The 22,964-nt window shown below is 64.6% G+C and carries 33 protein-coding genes; 5 read left to right on the top strand and 28 right to left on the bottom strand.

The features are described 5' to 3' along the window. Together BLS81_RS19150 and BLS81_RS19155 are read left to right on the top strand one after the other, a co-directional pair. Positions 1–277 (top strand): integrase core domain-containing protein (locus BLS81_RS19150; protein WP_143023413.1); only part of this gene is annotated, 277 nt, incomplete at its 5' end. A 56-nt stretch (positions 278–333) separates the two neighbouring features. Beyond that, on the top strand, positions 334–582 hold the full coding sequence (locus BLS81_RS19155; protein ID WP_256326351.1) for a helix-turn-helix transcriptional regulator: 249 nt from the start codon (positions 334–336) through the stop codon (positions 580–582). 333 nt (positions 583–915) lie between these two features. Here BLS81_RS19155 and BLS81_RS19160 read toward each other — a convergent pair whose 3' ends face one another. Both BLS81_RS19160 and guaA read right to left on the bottom strand, forming a co-directional pair. After that, the gene (locus BLS81_RS19160; protein ID WP_093226314.1) at positions 916–2,169 is read right to left on the bottom strand and encodes a tyrosine-type recombinase/integrase; all 1,254 of its coding nucleotides are present in this window, start codon (positions 2,167–2,169) and stop codon (positions 916–918) included. A gap of 291 nt (positions 2,170–2,460) precedes the next feature. Next, complete coding sequence (gene guaA / locus BLS81_RS19165; RefSeq protein WP_093226315.1) at positions 2,461–4,017, bottom strand: glutamine-hydrolyzing GMP synthase; 1,557 nt, start codon at positions 4,015–4,017, stop codon at positions 2,461–2,463. 147 nt (positions 4,018–4,164) lie between these two features. On the opposite strand from guaA, the gene BLS81_RS19170 reads away from it, so the two are divergent. Further along, positions 4,165–4,479 carry a tetratricopeptide repeat protein gene (locus BLS81_RS19170; protein WP_256326345.1) on the top strand — a complete coding sequence of 105 codons (315 nt, stop codon included), beginning with the start codon at positions 4,165–4,167 and terminating at the stop codon, positions 4,477–4,479. Between the two features lie 38 nt (positions 4,480–4,517). Here BLS81_RS19170 and BLS81_RS19175 read toward each other — a convergent pair whose 3' ends face one another. Further along, positions 4,518–5,090: a TetR/AcrR family transcriptional regulator gene (locus BLS81_RS19175; RefSeq protein WP_256326346.1), complete on the bottom strand. Its 573-nt coding sequence runs from the start codon at positions 5,088–5,090 to the stop codon at positions 4,518–4,520. Between the two features lie 152 nt (positions 5,091–5,242). On the opposite strand from BLS81_RS19175, the gene BLS81_RS19180 reads away from it, so the two are divergent. Next, the gene (locus BLS81_RS19180) at positions 5,243–5,731 is read left to right on the top strand and encodes a hypothetical protein (RefSeq protein ID WP_093226318.1); all 489 of its coding nucleotides are present in this window, start codon (positions 5,243–5,245) and stop codon (positions 5,729–5,731) included. Positions 5,732–5,777: 46 nt separating this feature from the next. Here BLS81_RS19180 and BLS81_RS19185 read toward each other — a convergent pair whose 3' ends face one another. The 7 genes from BLS81_RS19185 to BLS81_RS19215 form a co-directional block, all read right to left on the bottom strand. After that, a complete protein-coding gene (locus BLS81_RS19185; RefSeq protein WP_093226320.1) occupies positions 5,778–7,922 on the bottom strand; it encodes a prolyl oligopeptidase family serine peptidase in 2,145 nt (714 codons plus the stop codon). A 79-nt stretch (positions 7,923–8,001) separates the two neighbouring features. Further along, entirely contained in the window at positions 8,002–8,421 is a 420-nt protein-coding gene (rplQ, locus tag BLS81_RS19190; protein ID WP_093226321.1) for a 50S ribosomal protein L17, read from the bottom strand. Between the two features lie 215 nt (positions 8,422–8,636). Further along, on the bottom strand, positions 8,637–9,701 hold the full coding sequence (locus tag BLS81_RS19195; protein WP_093226322.1) for a DNA-directed RNA polymerase subunit alpha: 1,065 nt from the start codon (positions 9,699–9,701) through the stop codon (positions 8,637–8,639). Between the two features lie 97 nt (positions 9,702–9,798). Then, a complete protein-coding gene (gene rpsK, locus BLS81_RS19200; RefSeq protein ID WP_034161671.1) occupies positions 9,799–10,188 on the bottom strand; it encodes a 30S ribosomal protein S11 in 390 nt (129 codons plus the stop codon). A 96-nt stretch (positions 10,189–10,284) separates the two neighbouring features. Then, the gene (rpsM, locus tag BLS81_RS19205) at positions 10,285–10,653 is read right to left on the bottom strand and encodes a 30S ribosomal protein S13 (RefSeq protein WP_093226324.1); all 369 of its coding nucleotides are present in this window, start codon (positions 10,651–10,653) and stop codon (positions 10,285–10,287) included. A gap of 183 nt (positions 10,654–10,836) precedes the next feature. After that, a complete protein-coding gene (locus BLS81_RS19210) occupies positions 10,837–12,225 on the bottom strand; it encodes a sensor histidine kinase (RefSeq protein WP_256326347.1) in 1,389 nt (462 codons plus the stop codon). Continuing rightward, a complete protein-coding gene (locus tag BLS81_RS19215) occupies positions 12,194–12,886 on the bottom strand; it encodes a winged helix-turn-helix domain-containing protein (protein WP_093226399.1) in 693 nt (230 codons plus the stop codon). The genes BLS81_RS19210 and BLS81_RS19215 overlap by 32 nt, the downstream gene beginning before the upstream one ends. A 293-nt stretch (positions 12,887–13,179) precedes the next feature. Here BLS81_RS19215 and BLS81_RS19220 point away from each other — a divergent pair, with 293 nt between their 5' ends. Further along, positions 13,180–13,875 (top strand): hypothetical protein, encoded by a 696-nt coding sequence (locus tag BLS81_RS19220; protein ID WP_093226327.1) that lies wholly within the window; start codon positions 13,180–13,182, stop codon positions 13,873–13,875. Positions 13,876–13,902: 27 nt separating this feature from the next. On the opposite strand, the gene BLS81_RS19225 is transcribed toward BLS81_RS19220, so the two are convergent. The 18 genes from BLS81_RS19225 to rpsS all read right to left on the bottom strand — a co-directional run bounded on the left by BLS81_RS19225 (position 13,903) and on the right by rpsS (position 22,962). Further along, complete coding sequence (locus BLS81_RS19225; RefSeq protein ID WP_093226328.1) at positions 13,903–14,550, bottom strand: adenylate kinase; 648 nt, start codon at positions 14,548–14,550, stop codon at positions 13,903–13,905. Positions 14,551–14,583: 33 nt separating this feature from the next. Then, the gene (gene secY, locus BLS81_RS19230; RefSeq protein ID WP_093226330.1) at positions 14,584–15,948 is read right to left on the bottom strand and encodes a preprotein translocase subunit SecY; all 1,365 of its coding nucleotides are present in this window, start codon (positions 15,946–15,948) and stop codon (positions 14,584–14,586) included. A gap of 169 nt (positions 15,949–16,117) precedes the next feature. Beyond that, entirely contained in the window at positions 16,118–16,660 is a 543-nt protein-coding gene (gene rplO / locus BLS81_RS19235; RefSeq protein WP_093226332.1) for a 50S ribosomal protein L15, read from the bottom strand. Positions 16,661–16,832: 172 nt separating this feature from the next. Further along, positions 16,833–17,009: a 50S ribosomal protein L30 gene (gene rpmD, locus BLS81_RS19240; RefSeq protein ID WP_093226333.1), complete on the bottom strand. Its 177-nt coding sequence runs from the start codon at positions 17,007–17,009 to the stop codon at positions 16,833–16,835. Positions 17,010–17,014: 5 nt separating this feature from the next. Continuing rightward, positions 17,015–17,740, bottom strand: coding sequence for a 30S ribosomal protein S5 (gene rpsE, locus BLS81_RS19245; protein ID WP_093226335.1), 726 nt, complete (start codon positions 17,738–17,740; stop codon positions 17,015–17,017). 2 nt (positions 17,741–17,742) lie between these two features. Continuing rightward, entirely contained in the window at positions 17,743–18,102 is a 360-nt protein-coding gene (gene rplR / locus BLS81_RS19250; RefSeq protein WP_093226336.1) for a 50S ribosomal protein L18, read from the bottom strand. Then, positions 18,102–18,635: a 50S ribosomal protein L6 gene (gene rplF / locus BLS81_RS19255; protein ID WP_093226338.1), complete on the bottom strand. Its 534-nt coding sequence runs from the start codon at positions 18,633–18,635 to the stop codon at positions 18,102–18,104. The genes rplR and rplF overlap by 1 nt, the downstream gene beginning before the upstream one ends. Continuing rightward, complete coding sequence (gene rpsH / locus BLS81_RS19260; protein ID WP_069206798.1) at positions 18,635–19,030, bottom strand: 30S ribosomal protein S8; 396 nt, start codon at positions 19,028–19,030, stop codon at positions 18,635–18,637. The genes rplF and rpsH overlap by 1 nt, the downstream gene beginning before the upstream one ends. Before the next feature lie 10 nt (positions 19,031–19,040). Then, entirely contained in the window at positions 19,041–19,346 is a 306-nt protein-coding gene (gene rpsN / locus BLS81_RS19265; RefSeq protein ID WP_093226339.1) for a 30S ribosomal protein S14, read from the bottom strand. A 1-nt stretch (position 19,347) separates the two neighbouring features. Beyond that, positions 19,348–19,929, bottom strand: coding sequence for a 50S ribosomal protein L5 (gene rplE, locus BLS81_RS19270; protein WP_093226341.1), 582 nt, complete (start codon positions 19,927–19,929; stop codon positions 19,348–19,350). Next, positions 19,922–20,239, bottom strand: a complete 318-nt coding sequence (rplX, locus tag BLS81_RS19275) for a 50S ribosomal protein L24 (RefSeq protein WP_093226342.1) — start codon at positions 20,237–20,239, stop codon at positions 19,922–19,924. The genes rplE and rplX overlap by 8 nt, the downstream gene beginning before the upstream one ends. Beyond that, positions 20,239–20,607 carry a 50S ribosomal protein L14 gene (gene rplN / locus BLS81_RS19280; protein ID WP_093226344.1) on the bottom strand — a complete coding sequence of 123 codons (369 nt, stop codon included), beginning with the start codon at positions 20,605–20,607 and terminating at the stop codon, positions 20,239–20,241. Before rplN ends, rplX begins: the two co-directional genes overlap by 1 nt. Before the next feature lie 59 nt (positions 20,608–20,666). After that, entirely contained in the window at positions 20,667–20,939 is a 273-nt protein-coding gene (gene rpsQ, locus BLS81_RS19285; RefSeq protein WP_093226345.1) for a 30S ribosomal protein S17, read from the bottom strand. Positions 20,940–20,949: 10 nt separating this feature from the next. Further along, complete coding sequence (gene rpmC / locus BLS81_RS19290; protein WP_093226347.1) at positions 20,950–21,156, bottom strand: 50S ribosomal protein L29; 207 nt, start codon at positions 21,154–21,156, stop codon at positions 20,950–20,952. A gap of 1 nt (position 21,157) precedes the next feature. Further along, positions 21,158–21,592: a 50S ribosomal protein L16 gene (gene rplP, locus BLS81_RS19295; RefSeq protein WP_093226348.1), complete on the bottom strand. Its 435-nt coding sequence runs from the start codon at positions 21,590–21,592 to the stop codon at positions 21,158–21,160. Between the two features lie 10 nt (positions 21,593–21,602). Beyond that, positions 21,603–22,310 carry a 30S ribosomal protein S3 gene (gene rpsC / locus BLS81_RS19300; RefSeq protein WP_093226349.1) on the bottom strand — a complete coding sequence of 236 codons (708 nt, stop codon included), beginning with the start codon at positions 22,308–22,310 and terminating at the stop codon, positions 21,603–21,605. Continuing rightward, a complete protein-coding gene (rplV, locus tag BLS81_RS19305; RefSeq protein WP_093226350.1) occupies positions 22,310–22,687 on the bottom strand; it encodes a 50S ribosomal protein L22 in 378 nt (125 codons plus the stop codon). Before rplV ends, rpsC begins: the two co-directional genes overlap by 1 nt. Further along, positions 22,687–22,962, bottom strand: a complete 276-nt coding sequence (rpsS, locus tag BLS81_RS19310; protein WP_010164582.1) for a 30S ribosomal protein S19 — start codon at positions 22,960–22,962, stop codon at positions 22,687–22,689. The genes rplV and rpsS overlap by 1 nt, the downstream gene beginning before the upstream one ends. Positions 22,963–22,964 lie beyond the last annotated feature (2 nt).

The raw sequence follows: 22,964 nt of genomic DNA on the forward strand, positions 1-22,964 counted from the left end.
CCTGTGGGCGTACACCCGCGGTGTCGTGCTCGACTTCAGTAGGCCGGGGAAGCCGACCGACAATGCGTTCATCGAATCGTTCAACGGCAAGTTCCGGGCGGAGTGCCTGAACCAGCACTGGTTCATGAGCCTCGACGACGCGGTCCGAAAATGCGAGGCTTGGCGTAGAGACTATAACGAGGTGCGGCCACACAGCGCGATCGGCAACAAGGTGCCGATATCGCTGGTGAACCGGTCAGCGGCACATGGCCCGCCGCTGCCGGTAGAAGCTGGATGACACCCGGCTGGGTGGTCCAAGAACGGGTAGCGGCTCAAACAACGGTCGGTCTCTGGTTGCCGCTGGATGAAAGACGGGGGTCACGTCAGATCGTGCCGCTTGCGGACTCGACGATCTACGAGATGGAGCAGCGGGGCGAATTCCCGCGGCGCTTCGCGCTTACGAGCCGTGTAGTGGTGTGGGATCTTGATGAGGTCGAAGCGTGGCTCGCTGTTCGTCGCAACGAGACTCATAGCCGCGCACCCAATCCGAACGTGCGGTTGCGGAAGACCCGTCCGGTTTGCAGCTCCCGTCGAGCGTCATAGCTTGCCATGCGAAAGGTGGGCGTCCGAGTTCCCGATACACTGGACATCCCTGATGGCTTCGCGAGGCGCGCTTACCACGCTCGCGGAGCAGTCCCCATTTTCGTCGCGACAGCCAGTTCAATCTCATGAGATCATCGCGCGACAGCGCGCCGGCGTGAGCGAGCGGGCGCATCAGTTCATCGACCATAGCGGCCAGAAAATGCACCTCAGCGCGCTCACTTCCAGTGTCTTCGCCGGCGTCGTTGATCTCAGATGTCATGTCTTCCCCTCCCGGGTGACCAAGAGGGGCATTGGACAGGATCGTCGATTGTCGTGCAACCACCCTTGCAGCGTTCAGAGTGCGGGATCGAGGGTAACCGGCAGCGTCGCTACAGCGGCGACGTTGGGGCTTCGGGTTTCGCCGATGACCCATGCATCGACGGTGTCCGACCATTCCTGCATCATGTGGCGACGCTGCGTCTCGTACTCGGCCTTGTTGTAGACGCCCCGAGACGAACGGCCATCCTCGTGCGCAAGGCACTTTTCGACCCAGTCGCTGTTAAAGCCCATCTCGTTCAGCAAGGTCGATCCGGTCCGCCGCAGATCGTGAACAGTGAACGGCTCCAGTGGAAGCCCTTCACGCATCGCACGCTCTGTCACCGCGTAGGTGATCCGGTTGAAGGTCGCTTTCGACATGTGGGCGTCCGCGTCGTACCGGGACGGGAACACGTATCGGGAGTTCCCGGCGCAGGTCTTCAACGCGATGAAGATGTCATACACCTGGCGGGACAGGTAGACGTTATGCGCCTTGGAGCGCTTCATGCGCTCCTTCGGGATCGTCCAGACCGCATTCTCGAAATCGACTTCATCCCAGGTCGCTTCCAGCAGTTCGGATTTGCGGACGAGGGTGAGAAGGTACAGACGGATACCGAGCCGAAGCGTCGGTGTCGTGGCGACATGCTCTAGTTGATTGAGCATGATCCGAATCTCCTTCGGCGAAAGCGCCCTGTCCCTCGGGACGAAGTGCGCAATCGAACTCGGGCCGACCTCCGCCGCGGGGTTGGCGACCTTCTCGCCATGGACGATAGCGAAAGCGTAGATCAGTTTCAGGATGTCGCGGACATGCACGGCCGTGGCGGGCGCGCCGCGCGCGACGATCTTGGCGCAGTGTGCCCGGAGGTCGCCAGGCGTGATCTCCGTCAGGAGCCGGTTCCGCCAAACGACCAGGTCGCGATCGTAGACCCCTTTGCGCATCGCTCTCGTGCTCTCGGCCATCGGCGTCTTCTCGAACCATTGCTGAGCGAATTCGTCGAAGGTCTTGGCCTGCTTCAGACGGATCTTCTCGCGCTGCTTCTCGATCGCCGGCGACACGCCTTCCCGGATTTTGCGCTTCGCATCGATGCACATTTCCCGGGCGACAGCGAGCGAGAGGTGGCCGTGTCCGTAGCGGCCGAACTGGATGGTCTCCCGGCGGCCGTTAAGCCGGTAGTCCAGACGGAAGGTCAGAACGCCGCCGACGGACATGTGGACGTAGAGGCCGTAACCGTCGGTGACCTTGTATGGTTTTTCTTTCGGTTTCAGAGACTTAAGAGCAACATCCGTCAGCATCGCAAAATTCCGCTACCAAAATACCGTCACGTGGTTTTGACGGGTTCAGTGACCATATTTTGCTTATTCTTCAGGAACTTATCCCGAAAAAAATACCGTCACGAGCCCGATGCCCCTGACGGTATTTACGTTTCGGCCTAACGGCAATTGCACCACGTACCGTCAATCAGGCCATCACGTAAAAGCGTTGGCCACTGATAGACTGCGACGATCAATCGGCAATTGTGTTGTTTATTCAGATACTTAGGATCGTACTAGATCGTAGAGATAGAAGGGTTTGGCGGGGCCAAATCACTCCCACTCGATCGTACCGGGCGGCTTGCTCGTATAGTCGTAGGTCACGCGGTTAACCCCGCGCACCTCGTTGACGATGCGGGTGGAGACGCGCGCGAGGAAGCCGCCGGGGAATTCGAACGCCTGCGCGGTCATGCCGTCGGTCGACGTGACCGCGCGGAGCGCCAGGACGTTGTCATAGGTGCGGCCGTCGCCCATCACGCCCACGCTGCGGACCGGCAGCAGCACCGCGAACGCCTGCCAGATCGCGTCGTACAGACCTGCGGTGCGAATCTCTTCGAGATAGATCGCATCGGCCTTGCGCAGAATGTCGCAACGCTCCTTGGTGACCTCGCCGGGGATCCGGATGGCGAGGCCGGGACCGGGGAACGGATGGCGACCGACGAACGCCTCGGGCAGACCCAGCTCGCGGCCCAGCACGCGCACCTCGTCCTTGAACAGTTCGCGCAGCGGCTCGACGAGCTGCATGTTCATCCGCTCGGGAAGGCCGCCGACATTGTGGTGGCTCTTGATCGTCACCGACGGGCCGCCGGTGAAGCTCACGCTCTCGATCACGTCCGGATAAAGCGTGCCCTGGGCGAGAAAATCGGCGCCGCCAACCTTCTTCGCCTCGGCCTCGAACAGATCGATGAACGCCGCGCCGATGAACTTGCGCTTCTTCTCGGGGTCGGTGACGCCCGCGAGTCCTTCAAGGAAGGTCGCCTCGGCGTTCACATGGACGAGCGGGATGTTGTAGGAGTTGCGGAACAGGCTGACAACCTGATCGGCCTCGCCGCTGCGCATCAGCCCGTGATCGACGAACACGCAGGTGAGCTGGTCGCCGATCGCCTCGTGGATCAGCACCGCCGCCACCGCCGAATCGACACCGCCCGACAGGCCGCAGATCACCCGGCCCTTGCCGACCTGCTTGCGAATTTCGGCGATCTTGGCGGCGCGGAATTCGGCCATCGTCCATTCACCCGCGAGACCGCAGACGTGGCGGACGAAATTGGCGAGGAACTTGGCGCCGTCGGGCGTGTGGACCACCTCGGGGTGGAACTGCGTGGCATAATACCGCCGCGCATCGTCGGCGACGACCGCATAGGGCGAGCCGGGGCTGACCGCGACGGGGCGGAACCCCGGCGCAAGCTCGATCACCTTATCGCCGTGGCTCATCCACACCTGATGACGCTCTTGCGGAGCCCACAAGCCATCGAACAGCACGCATTCGTCTTGAATCTCGATGAAGGCCTGCCCGAACTCGCCCGACTCGCCCAGCACGACCTGCCCGCCGAGCTGCTGCATCATCACCTGCTGCCCATAACAGATGCCGAGCACCGGAACCCCGCTCTCGAACACCACCGGCGGCACGCGCGGGCTGCCATCGTCGAGCACCGAGGCGGGGCTTCCCGACAGGATCACGCCGCGCGGCCGAAGGCGGGCGAACGCCTCGGCGGCGGTCGTGAACGGCGCGATCTCGCTATAGACGCCCGCCTCGCGCACGCGCCGCGCGATGAGTTGCGTCACCTGGCTGCCGAAATCGACGATCAGGATCGAATCAGTGGGATGTGTCATGGCGAGCCGATACCGGCTCGGGCCCGATCGCGCCAGCCTGTGCCGTTCCCGGAGGGACTGTAACAAAAAACCATTTCACATATCTGACGCATTTGTGTCATCATTCTGTAACATCGCAAAAACGCGGTGATATGGAAGGATGATCTCATGGCTAAGATGATTGCTCTGGCATTGCTTGTCGCCGCGCCGCTGTCGGCTCCGGCAGTGGCCGCCCCCGCCGGTTCCGGCTCCGTCTCGACGCTGGAAGCCGTTACCCTCGTGAACCCGAACGATGGCGGTACCGCGATCGAACTCGCGCAGGCCTATCTGCGCGCCGACCGCCCCGGCGAGGCGATGACGGCGTACCGCCGCGCGCTCACGCTCGACAATGTGATGCTCGAAACGCGCTTCGGCGATGCCGTATGGTCGCACACGGTCGCGCGCCAGGCGCTCAAGCACGAGACGGCGCTCTCCGCGCGGTGACATGATCGGCAGGGGCGCCGTGGCGCCCCTGCTCGTCCTCACGACTCGTTTGGCTCCGCGATCACGTCGAGCGGCCGAGCGCCCCGCGCCTTGAGATCGGCCAACAGGGTCCGCATCGCCCAACCCGTGGCGCGCGCGATCTGCGCACCATCAAGCCCCCATTGATCGCGCATTTCCAACCACAGCGTCGTATGCAGCGCCTGGAGCATCGCCGTCGCGAGCAGCCGATCCTCCGCGGGCAACTCGCGCACCGCGTCGGCGGCGGCGGCGCGATATTTCTCCACACGCAGCGCGCGTTGCGACAATCGCATCGCCCGCCCTTGCGGCGTGCTGCGCACAACCGTGGCGAGCGGGGCGATCGCGTCGAACCCGGTATGGATCGCGTGGAGCGCCTCGGTCAGGTCCGCCTCGCTCTCCGGGAAAGCGACGCGCGGACCGGCGCGGGTCCGCACCGCCTCGTTCGCCGATTGCATCAGCGATTCGCGGTCCGGGAAATACCGATAGACCGTCCGCCGGCTGATCGCGGTTCTTTCGGCGACGCGGTCATGCGAAATGTCGGTGCCGCCCTCGGCAAGCAGGTCGATCACCGCATCGACAATGCGGTCTCGCACACGGATTTTCGCGACTTCACGCCGTCCAGGCACCCGCGGATCGATATCGGCCATCCCGCACGCGCTACAAACTGGCACGATTGGTGTCAAATTTATGTTGACACTTTTTGTGCCATATTTTAGCAGGTGCGTGACGAGAGGGGAGGTTCACGATGCTGTTCCACATGTCCATGAGCGCGAACGACCATCGCAAGGTCGCTGCCGTCATCGCCGAACTTTGGAACGGCAAGGCGTTGCCCTTCCCGCCTGTCTCGGATGACGGCTGGATCGTGCTGGCCGGCGATGATCGCGGCACCGCGATCGAGGTCTACCCCGCCGGCACGGTGCTGCGCGAACGGCCGGGCGACGCCGACGCCTATGGCGAAGCCGGCGAAGTTCGTGCCTACACGCCGACCCACGCGGCGATCGCCAGCCCGCTCGACGCCGATGCGATCCTGGCTATCGCCGCGCGCGAGGGATGGCCGGCGAAGTACCGCAAGCGCGGCGGCGCGTTTGGCGTGATCGAAATGTGGATCGAAGGGTGCCAGATGATCGAAGTGCTGGCGCCCGAGATGCAGCGGGAATATCTCGCCACGATGACGATCGCCCAATGGGAGGCGATGCTCGCCGCGGGCCCGCCGGCGCGAACCGCCACCCTGTAGGCGACGGCGGAACACGCGGCGACACCGGCCATTATCGCGCAACCGGTCAGTTCACCGGTCTGATCGCCAGCCCGGTCCATTTCGCCGCAAACGCCCATGCATCCGCCGTCTCGGCGATCACCTTGTCGGTGGGCTTGCCGCTGCCGTGGCCGGCGCGCGTCTCGATGCGGATCAGGTGCGGCTTGGGCCCGATGTCCGCCGCCTGCAACGCCGCCACATATTTGAAGCTGTGCCCCGGCACGACACGATCGTCCGTGTCGGCGGTTTCCGCCAGGATCGCGGGATAGTCCCGGCCGCCCTTGATATTGTGGTATGGCGAATAGGCGTAGAGCGTACGGAAATCGGCTTCCTTCGCGGGATAGCCGTAGTCATCGACCCAATAACGCCCAGCCGTGAACCGGTCGAAGCGCAGCATGTCCATCACCCCGACCGCCGGCAGCGCCGCCGCGAACAGATCGGGCCGCTGGTTGGTGACCGCACCGACCAGCAGGCCGCCGTTCGATCCGCCCTGAATGGCGAGACCGTCCTTGGACGTGATCCCCTGCGCCTTGAGATCCTCCCCCGCCGCGATGAAATCGTCGAACACGTTCTGCTTGTTGGCGAGCCGGCCGCCGTCGTGCCACGCCTTGCCATATTCGCCGCCGCCGCGAATGTTCGCCACCGCGAGCACCCCGCCCTGCTCCAGCCACGCGATCCGCGTCGCCGAAAAGGCCGGCGTCACCGAGATGTTGAACCCGCCATACGCATACAGCAGCGTCGGCGCCGGCCCGCGCACATCCTTGCGGCGCACGATGAACATCGGCACCCTGGTGCCATCCTTCGAGGCGTAGAAGCGCTGTTCCACAGCATAGGCGGTGGGATCGAAAGCGACCTTGGGTTGCGCCCACACGGTCGATGTGTCGGTCTTGACGTCGTAGCGGTAGATCGTGGTCGGCGTGGCGAAGCTGGTGAACGCATAGAAGGCCTCGCTGTCGGCCTGGGTGCCGCTGCCGCCCACCACCGCGCCGATCCCCGGCAGCGTGACCTTGCCTTCGGGCGTACCGTCGAGGCCGTAACGGCGCACCTCGGATTTCACATCGACCAGATAGTCGGCGACGATCTTGCCGCCGAGGATCGAAGCGCTCTCCAGCACCGCGCCGTTCTTGTCCTCCGGCACGACTTCATGGATCGGCACTTCGGCCGAGCGCGCGAACAGGTTGGTCGAGACGATCCGCAGCCGCGGCGCATCCTTGTTGGTCGCCCAATAGAGGTTCGGGCCATCATTGCCGACGAGCGTCCACTCTTTCTCCAACCCCTTGAAGATCGTGCGCGGAACAGGCTTGGGCGCGGTGAGATCGATGACGGTGATCTCGTAGCGATTGTCGGTGCCCTCGGTGGTGGTGATGACCAGCCATTTCCCGTCTTCGGTCAGTTGCGCGCCGTGGCCGCGCTTGGGGTGATCGGGCGTCTCGTAGATCAGCCGGTCACGCTCCTGCGATGTGCCGAGAGCGTGGAAATAGACCTTCTGGTTCTCGTTGAGCGCCTGGAACTTCTCGCCCGACGGCGGGGCCGGGAAACGCGAATAATAAAACCCGGAACCGTCCTTCGCCCATGCGAGGCCGGAGAACTTAACCCACTCGACCGTATCCGGCAGCACCGAGCCGCTGGCGACGTCGAGGATCTTGAGCGTCCGCCAGTCGGTCCCGCCATCCTGCACGCCGTAGAGCAGCTTGCCGCCATCCTCCGATGGCACCCATTCGGAAAGCGCGGTCGCGCCGTCCTTCGACCATGTGTTCGGATCGATCAGGACGCGGCCCGCGCCGGTCAGGCTGTCGCGGACATAGAGTACCGCTTGATTCTGAAGGCCGGCATTGCGCGTGTAGAAATAATGGCCGCCTTTCTTCACGGGGACGCCGAACCGTTCGTAATCGAGCAAGGTCTTGAGCCGCTCTGCGAGGATGTCGCGGCCGGGCAGCGTCGCGAGATAGGCGTTGGTCGCCGCGGTCTGCGCATCGACCCATGCCTTCACCTTCGCGTCGGTGCGCACGTCGTTCTCGAGCCAGCGATACGGATCGGCGACCTTGACCCCGAACTGCTCATCGACCTGATCGACACGGGGGCTGGCGGGATAGGTCATGGTCGGAGCCTTGCTGGTCTGGGCGAGAACGGGGGTGGAAAGAACAAGCGCGATCAACGGCATAACGATGCGCATCGGGCACTCCAGATACGAAAAAGGAGCCGCACCCTAGCAGGTGCGACTCCTTTCTCAACTCGGTCTCAAACCGTTCGGTTTACGCGGCCTCGTAATCCTCGTCCGTCATCACCGGGCCCGAATCCAGCCCCTTGGCCGAGACGTCGCGGTCAACGAATTCGATGATCGCCATCGGCGACGCGTCCGAAGCGCGGATGCCGGCCTTGATGATGCGGGTGTAGCCGCCGTTGCGATCCGAGTAGCGATCGGCGAGCACGTCGAACAGCTTCACCAGCATCGCATCGTCGAGCAGACGGGCATGCGCGAGACGGCGGTTCGACAGGCCACCCTTCTTGGCGAGCGTGATGAGCTTCTCGACGTAGGGGCGCAGTTCCTTCGCCTTGGCGACGGTGGTGGTGATCTGCTCGTGCTTGATGAGCGCGGCCGACATGTTGCGGAACAGCGCGATGCGGTGGGCCGAGGTCCGCTGAAGCTTACGGCCGCCTACACGGTGACGCATGGGTATATCCTTTTCGTTCGTTAAGGGGCCGTGTGAGGTACCCCAGACCTGGTGGCCGTAAGGCCGCCACCACTGCCATGTTCCCCCGCGAAGGCGGGGGTCCAGTCCTGCCAAACAACGCCGCGGCAAAGCCGCGTCGTCGGACGGGCTGGCGCCCGCCGGCCGAGCCTGCCGATTGATCCGGGATTAAGCGAGCTTAATCCCGGACGGCAGGCTCAGCCCATAATCTCCTGCTCGAGCTTCTTCGCCATCTCTTCGATGTTCTCGGGCGGCCAGCCGGGGATTTCCATGCCCAGGCGGAGACCCATCGAAGACAGCACTTCCTTGATCTCGTTGAGCGACTTGCGGCCGAAGTTCGGCGTGCGCAGCATCTCGGCTTCGGTCTTCTGGACCAGATCGCCGATGTAGATGATGTTGTCGTTCTTGAGGCAGTTGGCCGAACGAACCGAGAGTTCGAGCTCGTCGACCTTCTTGAGCAGGTAGCGGTTGATCTGCTGGGTATCACCCGACACCTCACTCGCCGCCGCCGGCGCCGCGACGCCGATCGGTGCAGACCGCGTCATCGCCGAATCGTCGAAGTGGACGAACAGCGCCAACTGGTCCTGCAGGATGCGACCGGCATAGCCGACCGCGTCCTCGGGGGTGACGGTGCCGTCGGTCTCGACCGTCAGCGTCAGCTTGTCGTAATCGAGTTCCTGCCCGACGCGGGTGTTCTCGACCTTGTACGAGACCTGCCGCACCGGCGAGTACAGGGCATCGACCGGGATGAGGCCGATCGGCGCATCGGCCGGACGGTTGGCGACCGCCGCGACATAGCCCTTACCGACATCGGCGGTGAGTTCCATGTTGAGTGTCGCGCCATCGTCGAGATGGCACAGCACCAGCTTGGGGTTCATCACTTCGATGTCGCCCGTCACCGCGATGTCGCCCGCCGTGACCGTGGCCGGCCCGGTCGCCGAGAGCTGGAGGCGCTTCGGCCCCTCGCCCTGCATGCGCAGCGCGATCTGCTTTACGTTGAGCACGATGTCGGTCACGTCCTCGCGCACGCCAGCGAGCGACGAGAATTCGTGCAGGACGTTCTCGATCTTGATCGAGGTGACGGCGGCACCCTGAAGCGACGACAGCAGCACGCGGCGCAGCGCATTGCCGAGCGTGAGGCCGAAGCCGCGCTCGAGCGGCTCGGCGACGAAGGTCGCCTTGCGCTTGGCGTCGCCGCCCGGCTTCACTTCGAGGCCGTTGGGCTTCTTCAATTCCTGCCAGTTCTTAGCATTGACGGACACGGGCTTCCCCTTGGTTTTGGGCGGGAGCAGGAGGGCAACTCCGGCCTAGGGCGACTCGTCCGCGCCGCGTGATCAATCGCGCGCGGACGAGACGAATTCAGACGCGGCGGCGCTTCGAGGGGCGAACGCCGTTGTGCGGGATCGAGGTGACATCCCGGATCGAGGTGATCTGGAAGCCGACCGCCTGAAGCGCGCGCAGCGCCGACTCACGGCCCGAACCCGGACCCTTGACTTCGACTTCAAGCGTGCGGACGCCGTGCTCGGCCGCCTTCTTGCCAGCGTCCTCGGCGGCGACCTGGGCCGCATAAGGGGTCGACTTGCGGCTGCCCTTGAAGCCCATCATGCCCGCCGACGACCACGAGATCGCATTGCCCTGGGCATCGGTGATGGTGATCATGGTGTTGTTGAAGCTGGCGTTCACATGGGCGACGCCCGAGGTGATGTTCTTCCGCTCGCGGCGCTTGATGCGCTGTGGTTCGCGTGCCATTTTTTCGTCCTGTTCCTATATCCTGAGCGGAAGGCGGCAGCGCTGAGCGTGACCGCCTCCGACGTAAAAGAGGTAAAGATCGCCTAGAGCGACCTCTTACTTCTTCTTACCCGCGATCGGCTTGGCCTTGCCCTTGCGGGTGCGCGCGTTGGTATGCGTGCGCTGGCCGCGGACCGGCAGGCCCTTGCGGTGACGCAGGCCGCGATAGCAGGCGAGGTCCATCAGACGCTTGATGTTCATCGCGGTCTGGCGGCGCAGATCGCCCTCGACCGTGTGATCGGCGTCGATCGTCTCGCGGATCTGCAGCACTTCCGAATCGGTGAGATCCTGAACGCGGCGCTCCGGCGCGATGCCCAGCTTGGCGGTGATTTCCTTCGCCTTGGTATCGCCGATACCGTGGATATAGGTCAGCGCGATCACCACGCGCTTGTTGGTCGGGATGTTGACGCCCGCGATACGTGCCATGAAACTCTTTCTCCTGCTCCACAGGGTCTGCATGGCTGCACACCCCATCTCAACGCGTTGCCTGTTCCAACACGCACGATTGCGGCGCGCGCCATGAGCGCCGCCGTAGCCGGTGTGTCGGAGGGAAGCGCACGTAAGGGTTCGGCTCTACGCTGTCAAGCGAGTCGAAGCGGCGCATCGGCGCTATAATGGTACGACAATGGTGACGATCAGCCCCGGCGCATTGTCACCCAATTCGAGCCGGCCACCATGCAGCCGCGCGACCGCTTCGACCAGCGCCATCCCCAGCCCCGCACCCGGCGTGGTGCGCGCGCGGTCGAGCCGGCCGAAACGGCGTAGCGCCTGGGCGCGGTCGGCCTCGGCGATGCCGGGGCCGCGATCCTCGACCTGGAAACGCAACCAGCCTCCCTCCGGGATCAGCCGCAACGTCACCGCCCCGCCCGCGCCGGCGTGCCGCAAGGCATTGTCGATCAGATTGGTGATGGCCTGCGTCATCAACTCGCGGTGCAGGACCACGCGCGCGGCCTCACCCTCAATCGCGGTCGTGAACACCATCCCGGCATCCTCGACGACCGGCGCGTACAGTTCGGCGATCTCCTCGACCAGCGCGACGGGATCGACGCTGGTGAAGCGGTCGCGCGACACCGATTCCGCGCGGCTGATCTCGATCAGCGTCGTCAGCATCCGCATCACCAGATCGGTCTCCACCAGCAGCCCGCTCATCGCCGCCTCGCGCTGTTCGGGCTCGGCGTGAAGGACGGCGGCCTCGGCCTTGCTGCGCAACCGCGCGAGCGGCGAGCGCAGATCGTGCGCGAAGCCGTCGGTGACGACGCGCAGCTCCGCCATCAGCCGCTCGAGCTTGTCGAGCATCGCGTTGAGCCGTGACGCCAGCCGGTCGAACGCGTCCTGCCCGCCGGCCAGCCCCTGCACCCGCCGCGTCAGATCGCCGGCGGCGACTCCTTCGACCACGTCGGACACTTCGTTGAGACGGTGGCCGACGTAGCGGGTCACGGCCAATCCGACGAGAATGCCCAGCGCGAGCGAGAGCAACGTCGCCGCCACCATCGCCTGTTCGATGCCGCGCTGTTCCTGCTCCCAATCGTCGAGCAGCCGGCCGCTGATGAGGAAATCCGGGCCGAGCCGCCGCACCGAATAGCCTGCCTCACGTTCGGACCAAGGCCGATCACCGCCGAGCGTCCCGATCCGGAAGGTGACCGATTCGGGCGCGCCGACCAGCGTGATGTCGCGTGGGCCGACGCCGATCCGCCGCTGGCCGCCACCATCCACCACCGCGAGGATCAACGAGATATCCCCGGGCGCCCGCGCTTCCGCGATCGCCCGCGACAGCGCGGGCAGGCCACCGGAACGCCACACCGAGACCAGCGCGTCGGATTGCTCGATCGTGTCGCGCCGGAGCGCGTCGATCGAATCGTCATGGATCTGCCGCCACACGAACGCGACCAGCACGAGGTTCGAGATCAGCGCCAGCCCGATCGCCAGCAGCGCGATGCGCGCCGTGACGGTGAGGCGAAACGGGCGCTTAGCCGTCGGCAGAGAGTCGGTATCCGGCACCGCGCACGGTATGGAGGATCGGCGCGCGGAAGCCATCCTCGATCTTGCGCCGCAGCCGCCCGATGTGAACATCGACGACGTTCGAACCCGGATCGAAATGGTAGTTCCAGATCTTCTCGAGCATCATCGTGCGCGTCACCACCTGCCCCGCGTGCCGCGCCAGATATTCGAGCAGGTTGAACTCGCGCGCGCCGAGCGGGATTGCGCGCCCCTCGCGTGTGACCGTCCGCGCGAGCAGATCGATTTCCAGATCGCCGACGCTGAGCTTGGTCACCTGGTTCTTGGATACCGCGAGATCGACCCGGCGCAGCAGCGCCTCGATCCGCGCGAACAGTTCGGCGAAGGAGAAGGGTTTGCACAGATAATCGTCGGCACCCGCCTTCAGCCCGTCGATACGATCATCGACGGTGGCGAGCGCGGAGAGCATCAGCACCGGCGTGCGAATCCCCGCCGCGCGGATCGCCCCGATCATCGCGAGGCCGTCGAGCCCCGGCAGCATGCGGTCGGCGATGACGAGATCGAAAATGCCTTCGCTGGCAAGGAACAGCCCGTCGCGTCCGTCGCTGGCGGTCTCGATGGAAAACCCCGCCTCACCCAGCCCCTTGGCCAGATAGGCGGCGGTACCGGCGTCATCTTCGACGATCAGGATCTTGCGGGTCATGGGCTGCGACATTCCGGACGGGCCCTTTAGCCTAGAACGGATTGAGGCCGGCGGAAAGACAACCTTCCGCCGGCCAACGGCGCCCCCGGGAGTGCGGACGCCGATCTCGAAAATCTCTTGGGCCAAGCGCATCGGCCATGCCGCCTTCCTAGCGGAGGCGCGGAAGCGATTCGGTGAAGCGAGCATGACGAAGCCGTCATATTCCAATTCGCACCGAATCGGATCAACGGCTGACCGACACGGCGGCCGGCGCGGTGTACCGCGCACGGAGGATCAGGAGAGGAAAGCTTGCGATGACAAGCGCCACGTCACTCGTTCGTCAGGTCGCGCGCCGTGCCGGGCTGTTGCCGCGCGATTACGCCTCGGCCGCCTTCGGGGTGCCGAGGCGCTGGTCCAACGCGGAACTGCGCCGCTTCGCACCTTTGTTCGAAGGCGCCGCCGTCAACGTGAGCGCCTGGGAGGACCGCGACAAGGAAGGCCGATTCTATCGCAGCTATTTCGTTTCGGCGTCGTCGTGGAGCATCACGAACTTCGGCACCGACCAGGGCGCGCTCCAGGGCGCGGACAACGAAATCTTCCTCGATCTGGAAGCGGAATTGCCGCCATCTCTCTCGCGCAAGTTCGCGACCGTGTTCAACCACACGACGCTGGAGCACATCTGGAACTTCCGACTGGCGTTCCACAATCTGTGCGCCATGTCATCGGACGTCGTCATCATCGTCCTGCCGTGGCTACAGCCTCAGCATGCCGATTACGGGGACTATTGGCGGTTCTCGCCGCAAGCGACCACGCGATTGTTCGAGGAAGAAGGCTTCGAGCCGCTGTATCTCTCATGGACGCAGACCCCGAACGCCGCGGTCTACATCTTCGCGATCGCGTCGCGACAGCACGGCAAATGGAACGCCCATTTCCCCGCGCCGCCCATCCGCTCATGCGATCCGGCGTCCCTGCTCACCACCAAGGGCGCGGCCGGCACATGCGCGTTCTGAACGCGCGCGCGCGCCGACCCAGCCGCGCTACCGGTCGAGCACACTCGCGATCTGCGCGCTCACCTCGTCGATATCGGCCATGCCGTCGACCTTCGCCACGATGCCGCGCGCCTCGTACAGCGGCAGGATCGGCAGCGTCTTGGCGCGATATTCGGCCATCCGCGTGCGCACGGTTTCCTCATTATCGTCCGGGCGGCGCTTGAACTCGGTCGAGCCGCACACGTCGCAGACGCCCGCGACGAGGGGCTGCTTGAAATGATCGTGATAGCCTGCGCCGCATTTGGCGCAGGTGTACCGCCCGACGATGCGCTCGACGAGCGCATCCTCGTTCACCTCGAGTTCGACCACGACGTCGAGCTTGCGGCCATGCCGCGCGAGAATCACATCAAGCGACTCGGCCTGCGCCGCGGTGCGCGGATAGCCGTCGAAGATCGTGCCCTGCTCGGCCGAAAGCGTGCCGAGCTTCTCGTCGATCAGCGCCGAGACGATCTCGTCGGAGACGAGCGCACCCGAATCCATCACCGCCGCGACCTGATGACCCAGGGGCGTGTCCGCCTTGCGCGCGGCGCGCAGCATGTCGCCGGTCGAGAGCTGCACCATCCCGCGCTCGGCTTCGAGCCGGCTCGCCTGCGTGCCCTTGCCCGCTCCCGGCGGCCCAAGCAGAATGATGTTCACGAGTCTCCGTCCCCTATTCTCTCTCCGCCCCGCTTAACGCAGGCGGCCGCCCTTCAGCTTCGATTTCTTGATTAGATCGCCATATTGATGCGCGAGCAAGTGGCTCTGGATCTGGGTCACCGTGTCCATCGTCACGTTGACGACGATCAGCAGGCTCGTGCCGCCCAGGTAGAAGGGGATCTGCAGCATCGAAACCAGCTCTTCGGGCAGCAGGCAGATGATCGCCAGATAGCCCGCGCCGATCACGGTGATGCGCGTCAGCACGTAATCGAAATACATCTCGGTGTTCTTGCCGGGGCGAATGCCGGGGATGAAGCCGCCGTAGCGCTTCAGATTGTCCGCCGTCTCCTCCGGATTGAACACGACCGCGGTGTAGAAGAACGAGAAGAAGATGATGCCCGCCCCGTAGAGGAGCATGTACACCGGCGAACCGTGTTGGAGATACTGGTTGAGCGTCAGGATGACGTCGCTCCACCAGCTATTGCCCTCCACCCGCTTGCCCGCGAACTGCATGATCGTCAGCGGCATCAGCAGCAGCGACGAGGCGAAGATCGGCGGGATCACGCCGGCGGTGTTGATCTTGAGCGGCAGATGGCTGCGATCGGCCTGCATGCCGCGCTGGGTCTGGCGCTTGGGATATTGGATCAGGATGCGGCGCTGGGCGCGCTCCATGAAGCAGATGAACAGGACGAGGCCGACGACGGCGACGATGATGCCCACGATCCGGAAACCGTCGAGATTGCCCGAACGGCCGCCCTCGAACAGATTGTAGAGCGTCGTCGGGAGGTTCGCGACGATGCCGGCCATGATGATGAGCGACATGCCGTTGCCGATGCCGCGGCTGGTGATCTGCTCACCGATCCACATCAGGAACATCGTGCCGCCGATCAGCGAGATGACGGCGGCGATGCGGAACATCATGCCGGGATCGACCACCGCCTGGACGCCCTGGTTGGCGCCGAGCGTCTCGAGGCCGACCGCGATGAAATAGCCCTGCACCGCCGTGAGCGCGACCGTGCCGTAGCGGGTATATTGGTTGAGGCGCTTGCGCCCGCTCTCGCCTTCCTTCTTAATCGCGGCCAGCGTCGGCGACAGCGAGGTGGCGAGCTGGATCACGATCGAGGCGGTGATGTAGGGCATCACGCCGAGCGCGGTCAGGCTCATCCGCTTGAGCGAGCCGCCCGAGAAGGCGTTGAAGAAATCGAGCACGCCCCCGCTCGTCGATTGCGAGAGCTGGCTGAGCGCGGTCGGGTCGATGCCGGGCAGCGGCACATAGCTGAGCAGCCGGAACACGATCAGCGCGCCGATCGTGAACCACAGGCGCTTCTTGAGATCGGTCGCCTGTGCGAATTTCGACAGGCTGATGCTGGATGCCATCTGGTCGGCTGCGGATGCCATGCTGGAAATCGTCCCGAACTACGGTCTAGGAAACAAAAGCGGCGGAAAGCGTTTAACCGCCCCGCCGCTCATATAGTCATGCGTTTGGGGTTGCCTAGCGCCATTGTGCCGCCGCGCCCGGCGGGGACGCCGCAGCCCGCTCCAGATTTCGCTGGAGCGGGCCGGCGGATCACGCCTTGAACGACGCCTTGTGCGCCTTGCGCTCGGCGTACTTGACGCCCTTCTTCGCGGCAGCCTTTTCGGCGGCGGGGACGACCGCGATCACCGAAACCGAGCCGCCCGCCTTCTCGACCGCCTCGATCGCGCCCTTCGAGGCGCCGGCGACGGTGAAGGTCAGCTTCGCGGTCAGTTCGCCCTTACCCAGCAGACGGACGCCGTCCTTGCCGCCGCGTGCGAGGCCAGCGGCCTTGAGCGACTCGTGATCGAGCGCTGCGCCAGCGGCGATCTTGCCGGCATCCACCGCCTTCTGGATCGCGCCCAGGTTCACCTCGGCATAATCCTTGGCGAAGATGTTGTTGAAGCCACGCTTCGGCAGGCGCATGTGGAGCGGCATCTGGCCGCCCTCGAAGCCGGCGATGCTGACGCCCTCGCGGCTCTTCTGACCCTTCTGGCCGCGCCCGGCGGTCTTGCCCTTGCCGGAACCGATACCACGGCCGACACGCATTTTGGACTTACGGGCGCCCGCGTTGTCGCGGATTTCGTTCAACTTCATAGGATGCACTCGCTTTCGCTTTTGTCGCGCTGATGGATTGGAAGGCGGAGCGTTTAACGAGACGTTCCACCCTTGTCACGCTGATTCTAGGCCACGAAGAACGCCGCGGCCTCACATAGAAAGGGCCGCCACGCAGTGACGGCCCTTCCCTGTTATCGATGCCGAGCGAAGCTTACGCTTCGATCTTCACCATGTGCGCGACCTTGCGGATCATGCCCCGAACCTCGGGGGTGTCCTCCAGCTCGCGCGTGCGGTGCATCTTGTTGAGGCCGAGACCGATCAGCGTCGCGCGCTGGTCCTTCTCGCGGCGGATCGGCGAACCGGTCTGCGTGATCTTGATGGTTGCCATGTGTCTTACTCCACCACGGCCGCGGCGTCAGCCTCGGCGGTCTGCGAGCCGCCACGGCCCAGCAGATCGGCGATCTTCTTGCCACGACGCTGCGCGACCGCCTTGGGGCTGGTCTGCGAGGTCAGCGCCTCGAAGGTTGCGCGGATCATGTTGTACGGGTTCGACGTGCCGACCGACTTCGTCACCACGTCGGCGACGCCGAGCGATTCGAACACGGCGCGCATCGGGCCGCCCGCAATGATGCCGGTGCCCTGCGGCGCCGAGCGCAGCGTGACGAGACCGGCACCGAAATGGCCGTTGCCGTCATGATGCAGCGTGCGGCCTTCCTTGAGCGGAACGCGGACCATCGCCTTCTTGGCGGCAGCCGTCGCCTTGGAAATGGCTTCCGGCACTTCGCGCGCCTTGCCATGACCGAAGCCGACCCGGCCCTTGCCGTCGCCGACAACGACCAGCGCCGCGAAGCCGAAGCGCTTGCCGCCCTTCACCGTCTTCGAGACGCGGTTGATGTGGACCAGCTTCTCGATCAGCTCTTCGCCACCGTCGTCGGCACCCGGACCACCACGGCCACGGTTGTCACGACCGCCGCGATTGTCGCGACCGCCACGGTTGTTGCCGCCGCCCGGGCCGCCACGACCACGGCCGCCACGCGGACCACGGTTCTGCGGCGCTTCGGCGGTGCCGGCCTCGGCCGGAGCGCCTTCCTGCGACTGGATTTCGTTGGTGTCGGCCATTCTTAAAACTCCAATCCGGCTTCACGCGCGGCAGTCGCCAGCGCCTTGACGCGACCGTGGAACAGGAAGCCGCCGCGATCGAACACGACCTGCGTCACGCCAGCGGCCTTCGCCGCCTCGGCGACGCGCGTGCCGACCGCCGTCGCCGCGTCGATGTTGGCGCCGGACGTGCCGCGCACGTCCTTCTCCAGCGTCGAGGCCGAAGCGATGGTGCGGCCTTCCGCATCGTCGATCACCTGCGCATAGATGTGCTTGCCCGAGCGATGCACCGAAAGGCGCGGCCGGCCTCCGCTGCGCGCACGCAGCGCGGAACGGTTGCGGCGACGCCGCTTCTCGAAGAGAGACATACCCTTGGTCGACATTACTTCTTTTTCCCTTCCTTGCGGAAGATGAACTCGCCGTCGTACTTGATGCCCTTGCCCTTGTACGGCTCGGGCTTACGCCAGCGACGGACTTCTGCGGCGAGCTGACCGACCTTCTGCTTGTCGGCGCCCGAAATCTCGACCGTCGTGTTGTCCGGGGTCTTGACCTCAAGACCTTCCGGCACGTCGATGTTGACGTCGTGGCTGTAGCCGAGCTTCAGGTTGAGCACCTTGCCCTGCGCGGCGGCGCGGTAGCCCACGCCGTTGATCAGCAGCTTCTTGGTGAAGCCCGTCGTCACGCCGGTGATGAGGTTCTGCACCATCGTGCGCTGCATGCCCCAGAAGGCACGCGCAGCCTTGCTGTCATTGGCCGGTTGCACCGAAATGCCGCCATCCTCCAGCGTGTAGGTGATCTCTTCACGAAGCGAGAGACTGAGGGTGCCCTTCGGCCCCTTCACGTTCAGCTTGCCGCCGTCGATCGTCGCGGTGACACCGCTCGGGATCGCGACCGGCTTTTTACCGATGCGGCTCATCAGAATACCTCCGCCAGCACTTCGCCGCCGACGTTCTGCTCGCGCGCTTCCGCGTCGGAGAGAACGCCCTTCGGCGTCGAAACGATCGTGATGCCGAGGCCGTTCATGACGCGCGGCAGTTCGGTAGACCCCGAATAGACGCGGCGGCCGGGCTTCGAGACGCGCGCGACGTGCTTGATCGCGGGCTGGCCCTCGAAATACTTCAGCTCGATGCGGATGCCCGCAGCCGGGCCCATCTGCTCTTCGCTGTAGCCACGGATGTAGCCCTCGCGCTGGAGCACGTCGAGCACGCGGACACGCAGCTTGGAGCCCGGCGTCAGGACCGAGTCCTTGCGCGCGCGCTGGCCGTTGCGGATGCGGGTGAGCATATCACCCAGGGGATCGGTCAATGCCATCTCGTGATCCTTACCAGCTCGACTTCGTGACGCCCGGGATCATGCCCTTGTTGGCCAGATCACGAAGCTGCACGCGGCAGAGGCGGAACTTGCGGTAGTAAGCGCGGGGACGACCCGTCAGCTCGCACCGGTTGCGAATGCGCGTCGGATTGCCGTTGCGCGGAATCTCAGCCATTTTGAGGCGCGCGATCATACGCTCGCCATCGTCGAGCGTCGCGTCGGCGGCGATCGCCTTGAGCTTCGCGTAGCGGCCGGCGTACTTCTTGACGAGCAGCTTGCGACGCTCGTTCTTGTTGATCGAACTCAGCTTTGCCATCTTATGCCGCCTTCTTTTCTGCGTCGGCTTCAATCGGGAACGGGAAACCGAACAGACGGAGCAGCTCGCGCGCTTCGTCGTCGGTCTTCGCCGTCGTCGCGACGATCACGTCCATGCCGCGGATCTGATCGACCTGGTCGTAGCTGATTTCCGGGAAAATCAACTGCTCCTTGAGGCCGCAGGCATAGTTGCCGCGCCCGTCGAAGCTCTTGTCGCTCAGCCCACGGAAATCGCGGACGCGCGGCAGCGCGATCGTGATGAAGCGATCGAGGAACTCGTACATGCGCTCGCGACGCAGCGTGACCTTCACGCCGATCGGCATGCCTTCACGCAGCTTGAACTGCGCGATCGACTTCTTCGCCTTGGTGACGACGGGCTTCTGGCCGGCGATCAGCTCCATCTCGGACGCCGCCTTGTCGACCTTCTTCTTGTCCTGCGTCGCCTCGCCAACGCCCATGTTCAGGACGATCTTATCGATGCGCGGAACTTCCATCGCGTTCTTGTAACCGAACTTGTCGGTCATCGCCTTGACGATCTTGTCGTCATACAGGCCCTTCAGCCGGGGCTTATAGGCATCAGCCACTGATCTTCTCCCCGGTCTTGACGGCGACGCGGACCTTCTTGCCGTCCTGGGTCTCGAAACGGACGCGCGTCGGCTTGCCGTCGGCGGTCACGTGCGCGACCTTGGAGACGTGCAGCGGCGCTTCGGCGCGCTTCAGGCCACCCTGCGGGTCGCCCTGGGTCGGCTTGGTGTGACGGACGTGGACGTTGATGCCCGAGACGACGACCTTGCCGTCCTTCGGGAATGCCTGCGTCACTTCGCCGGTGCGGCCCTTGTCCTTGCCGGACAGGACGATCACGCGGTCACCCTTCTTGATCTTTGCGGCGGCCATTACAGCACCTCCGGCGCGAGCGAGATGATCTTCATGTGCTTCTTGCCGCGCAGTTCGCGCACGACCGGGCCAAAGATACGGGTGCCGATCGGCTCCTCGTTCTTGTTGACCAGCACCGCGGCGTTGCCGTCGAAGCGGATCACCGAACCGTCGGCGCGGCGAATGTCCTTCGCCGTACGCACGATCACGGCACGATGCACGTCGCCCTTCTTCACGCGGCCACGGGGGGCAGCTTCCTTGACGCTGACGACGATGATGTCGCCGACGCTGGCAGTACGGCGCTTGGAACCCCCAAGCACCTTGATGCACATGACCCGCTTCGCGCCGCTGTTGTCAGCGACGTCGAGATTGGACTGCATCTGGATCATAGATCCGCTTCCTTCTCATATGGGGCCGATACCGACCGGACCCCGCCTAAAAGTGACGCTTACGCGTCGACGTCGACCCGTTCCGGCGTCGCATGGGTGTTCACCCGATCGATCACCTTCCAGGTCTTCAGCTTGGAGATCGGCGCGGTCTCTTCGATGCGCACCGTTTCACCCTGCTTGTACTCGTTCGCCTCGTCATGGGCGTGGTACTTCTTCGAGCGGCGGATGATCTTGCCGTAGAGCGCGTGCTTGACCTTGCGCTCCACGTTCACGACCACCGTCTTGTCGCCCTTGTCCGAGACGATCAGTCCCGTGAGCACGCGCTTCGGCATGTCTAAATCCTTACTTGGCGGCCGCGTCGCGCGAGCGAGCGGTCTGCAGCGTCTTGATACGGGCGATGTCACGGCGGACTTCGCGAACCCGGCTCGGCTTTTCGAGCTGGTTGGTCGCGGCCTGGAAGCGGAGGTTGAACGCCTCGCGCTTCAGGTTGCCGAGTTCCTCGACCAACTGGTCTTCGGACTTCGCCTTCAAATCGTCGATCCGTGCCATATTACACGACTCCCAGATGCGAGGTGTCGCCGAGACGGGCAACGACCTTAACCTTGATCGGCAGCTTCATCGCCGCGCGGCTGAACGCGACCGCGGCGATCTCGCCGGGCACACCGTCCAGTTCGAACAGGATGCGGCCGGGCTTGACGCGCGCCGCCCAGAATTCCGGCGAACCCTTGCCCGAGCCCATGCGGACTTCGGCGGGCTTGCCCGAGACCGGCACGTCGGGGAACACGCGGATCCACAAACGCCCCTGGCGCTTGATGTGGCGCGTGATCGCGCGGCGAGCCGCTTCGATCTGGCGGGCGGTGAGCCGGTCCGGCTCCATCGCCTTCAGGCCGTAAGACCCGAAGTTGAGCGTGGTGCCGCCCTTGGCGTCGCCGTGAATGCGGCCCTTGAAGGCCTTACGGAACTTGGTCTTTTTCGGTTGCAGCATGAGTCAGTCCTTAGCGGCGGTCGTCGCGCGCGGGGCGCACGCCGGAGGTCTGAGCCTCCATCATGATGCGCTCCTGCGCGAGCGGGTCATGGCCGAGGATCTCACCCTTGAAGATCCAGACCTTGACGCCGCAGACGCCATAGGCGGTGTGCGCCTGCGCTTCGGCATAATCGACGTTCGCGCGCAGCGTGTGGAGCGGCACCCGGCCCTCGCGATACCATTCGGTCCGCGCGATCTCGGCGCCGCCGAGGCGGCCGCCGCAGTTGATCCGGATACCCTCGGCACCGAGCCGCATCGCCGACTGCACCGCGCGCTTCATGGCGCGACGGAACGCGATACGACGCTCGAGCTGATCGGCGATGCCCTGCGCCACGAGCTTCGAATCGACTTCCGGCTTGCGGATCTCGACGATGTTCAGCGACACGTCCGACGAGGTCATCGCGCCGAGCTTCTTGCGAAGCTTCTCGATGTCCGCGCCCTTCTTGCCGATGATGACGCCCGGACGCGCGGCATAGATCGACACGCGGCACAGCTTGGCCGGACGCTCGATCACCACCTTGGAGATCGCCGCCTGCGGCAGCGTCTTCATGATGTACTGGCGCATCTTGAGGTCTTCGAGGAGAAGACGGCCGTAGTCGGCGCCCTCCGCGTACCAGCGGCTGTCCCAGGTGCGGTTGATCTGCAGGCGCAGACCGATCGGGTTCGATTTCTGACCCATTATGCTTCTTCCTGCTCGCGCACGACGATGCGCAGACGGCTGAACGGCTTTAGGATGCGGGTCGACTTGCCGCGACCGCGCGTGGCGAACCGCTTCATCACGATCGACTTGCCAACCGAAGCCTCGGCGACGACGAGCGCGTCGACATCGAGGTTGTGGTTGTTCTCGGCGTTGGCGATGGCCGAGGCCAGCACCTTGCGCGCGTCGATGGCCATGCCCTTGGTCGAGAACTGCAGGATGTTCATCGCATCGCCGACCTTCTTGCCGCGAATGAGCGCGGCGACGAGGCCGAGCTTCTGCGCGGAACCACGGATCTGCGTGCCGACCGAGAGAGCTTCCTTCTCACCGACCTTGCGGGGGGATTTCGGCTTAGACATCAGCGCTTGCCCTTCTTGTCCGCGGCATGGCCGGGGAAATAGCGCGTCGGCGCGAACTCGCCGAGCTTCATGCCCACCATGTCCTCGTTGACGGAGACCGGCACGAACTTGCGGCCGTTATAGACGCTGAACGTGAGGCCGACGAACTGCGGCAGAATCGTCGAGCGGCGCGACCAGGTCTTGATCGCACCACGCGCATTGGTTTCCTGCGCGGTTTCTGCCTTCTTCAGCAGATGAAGGTCCACGAACGGACCCTTCCAGACGGAACGAGCCATCG

This window comes from Sphingomonas sp. NFR15 (assembly GCF_900103265.1).
Lineage (GTDB): Bacteria > Pseudomonadota > Alphaproteobacteria > Sphingomonadales > Sphingomonadaceae > Sphingomonas > Sphingomonas pollutisoli.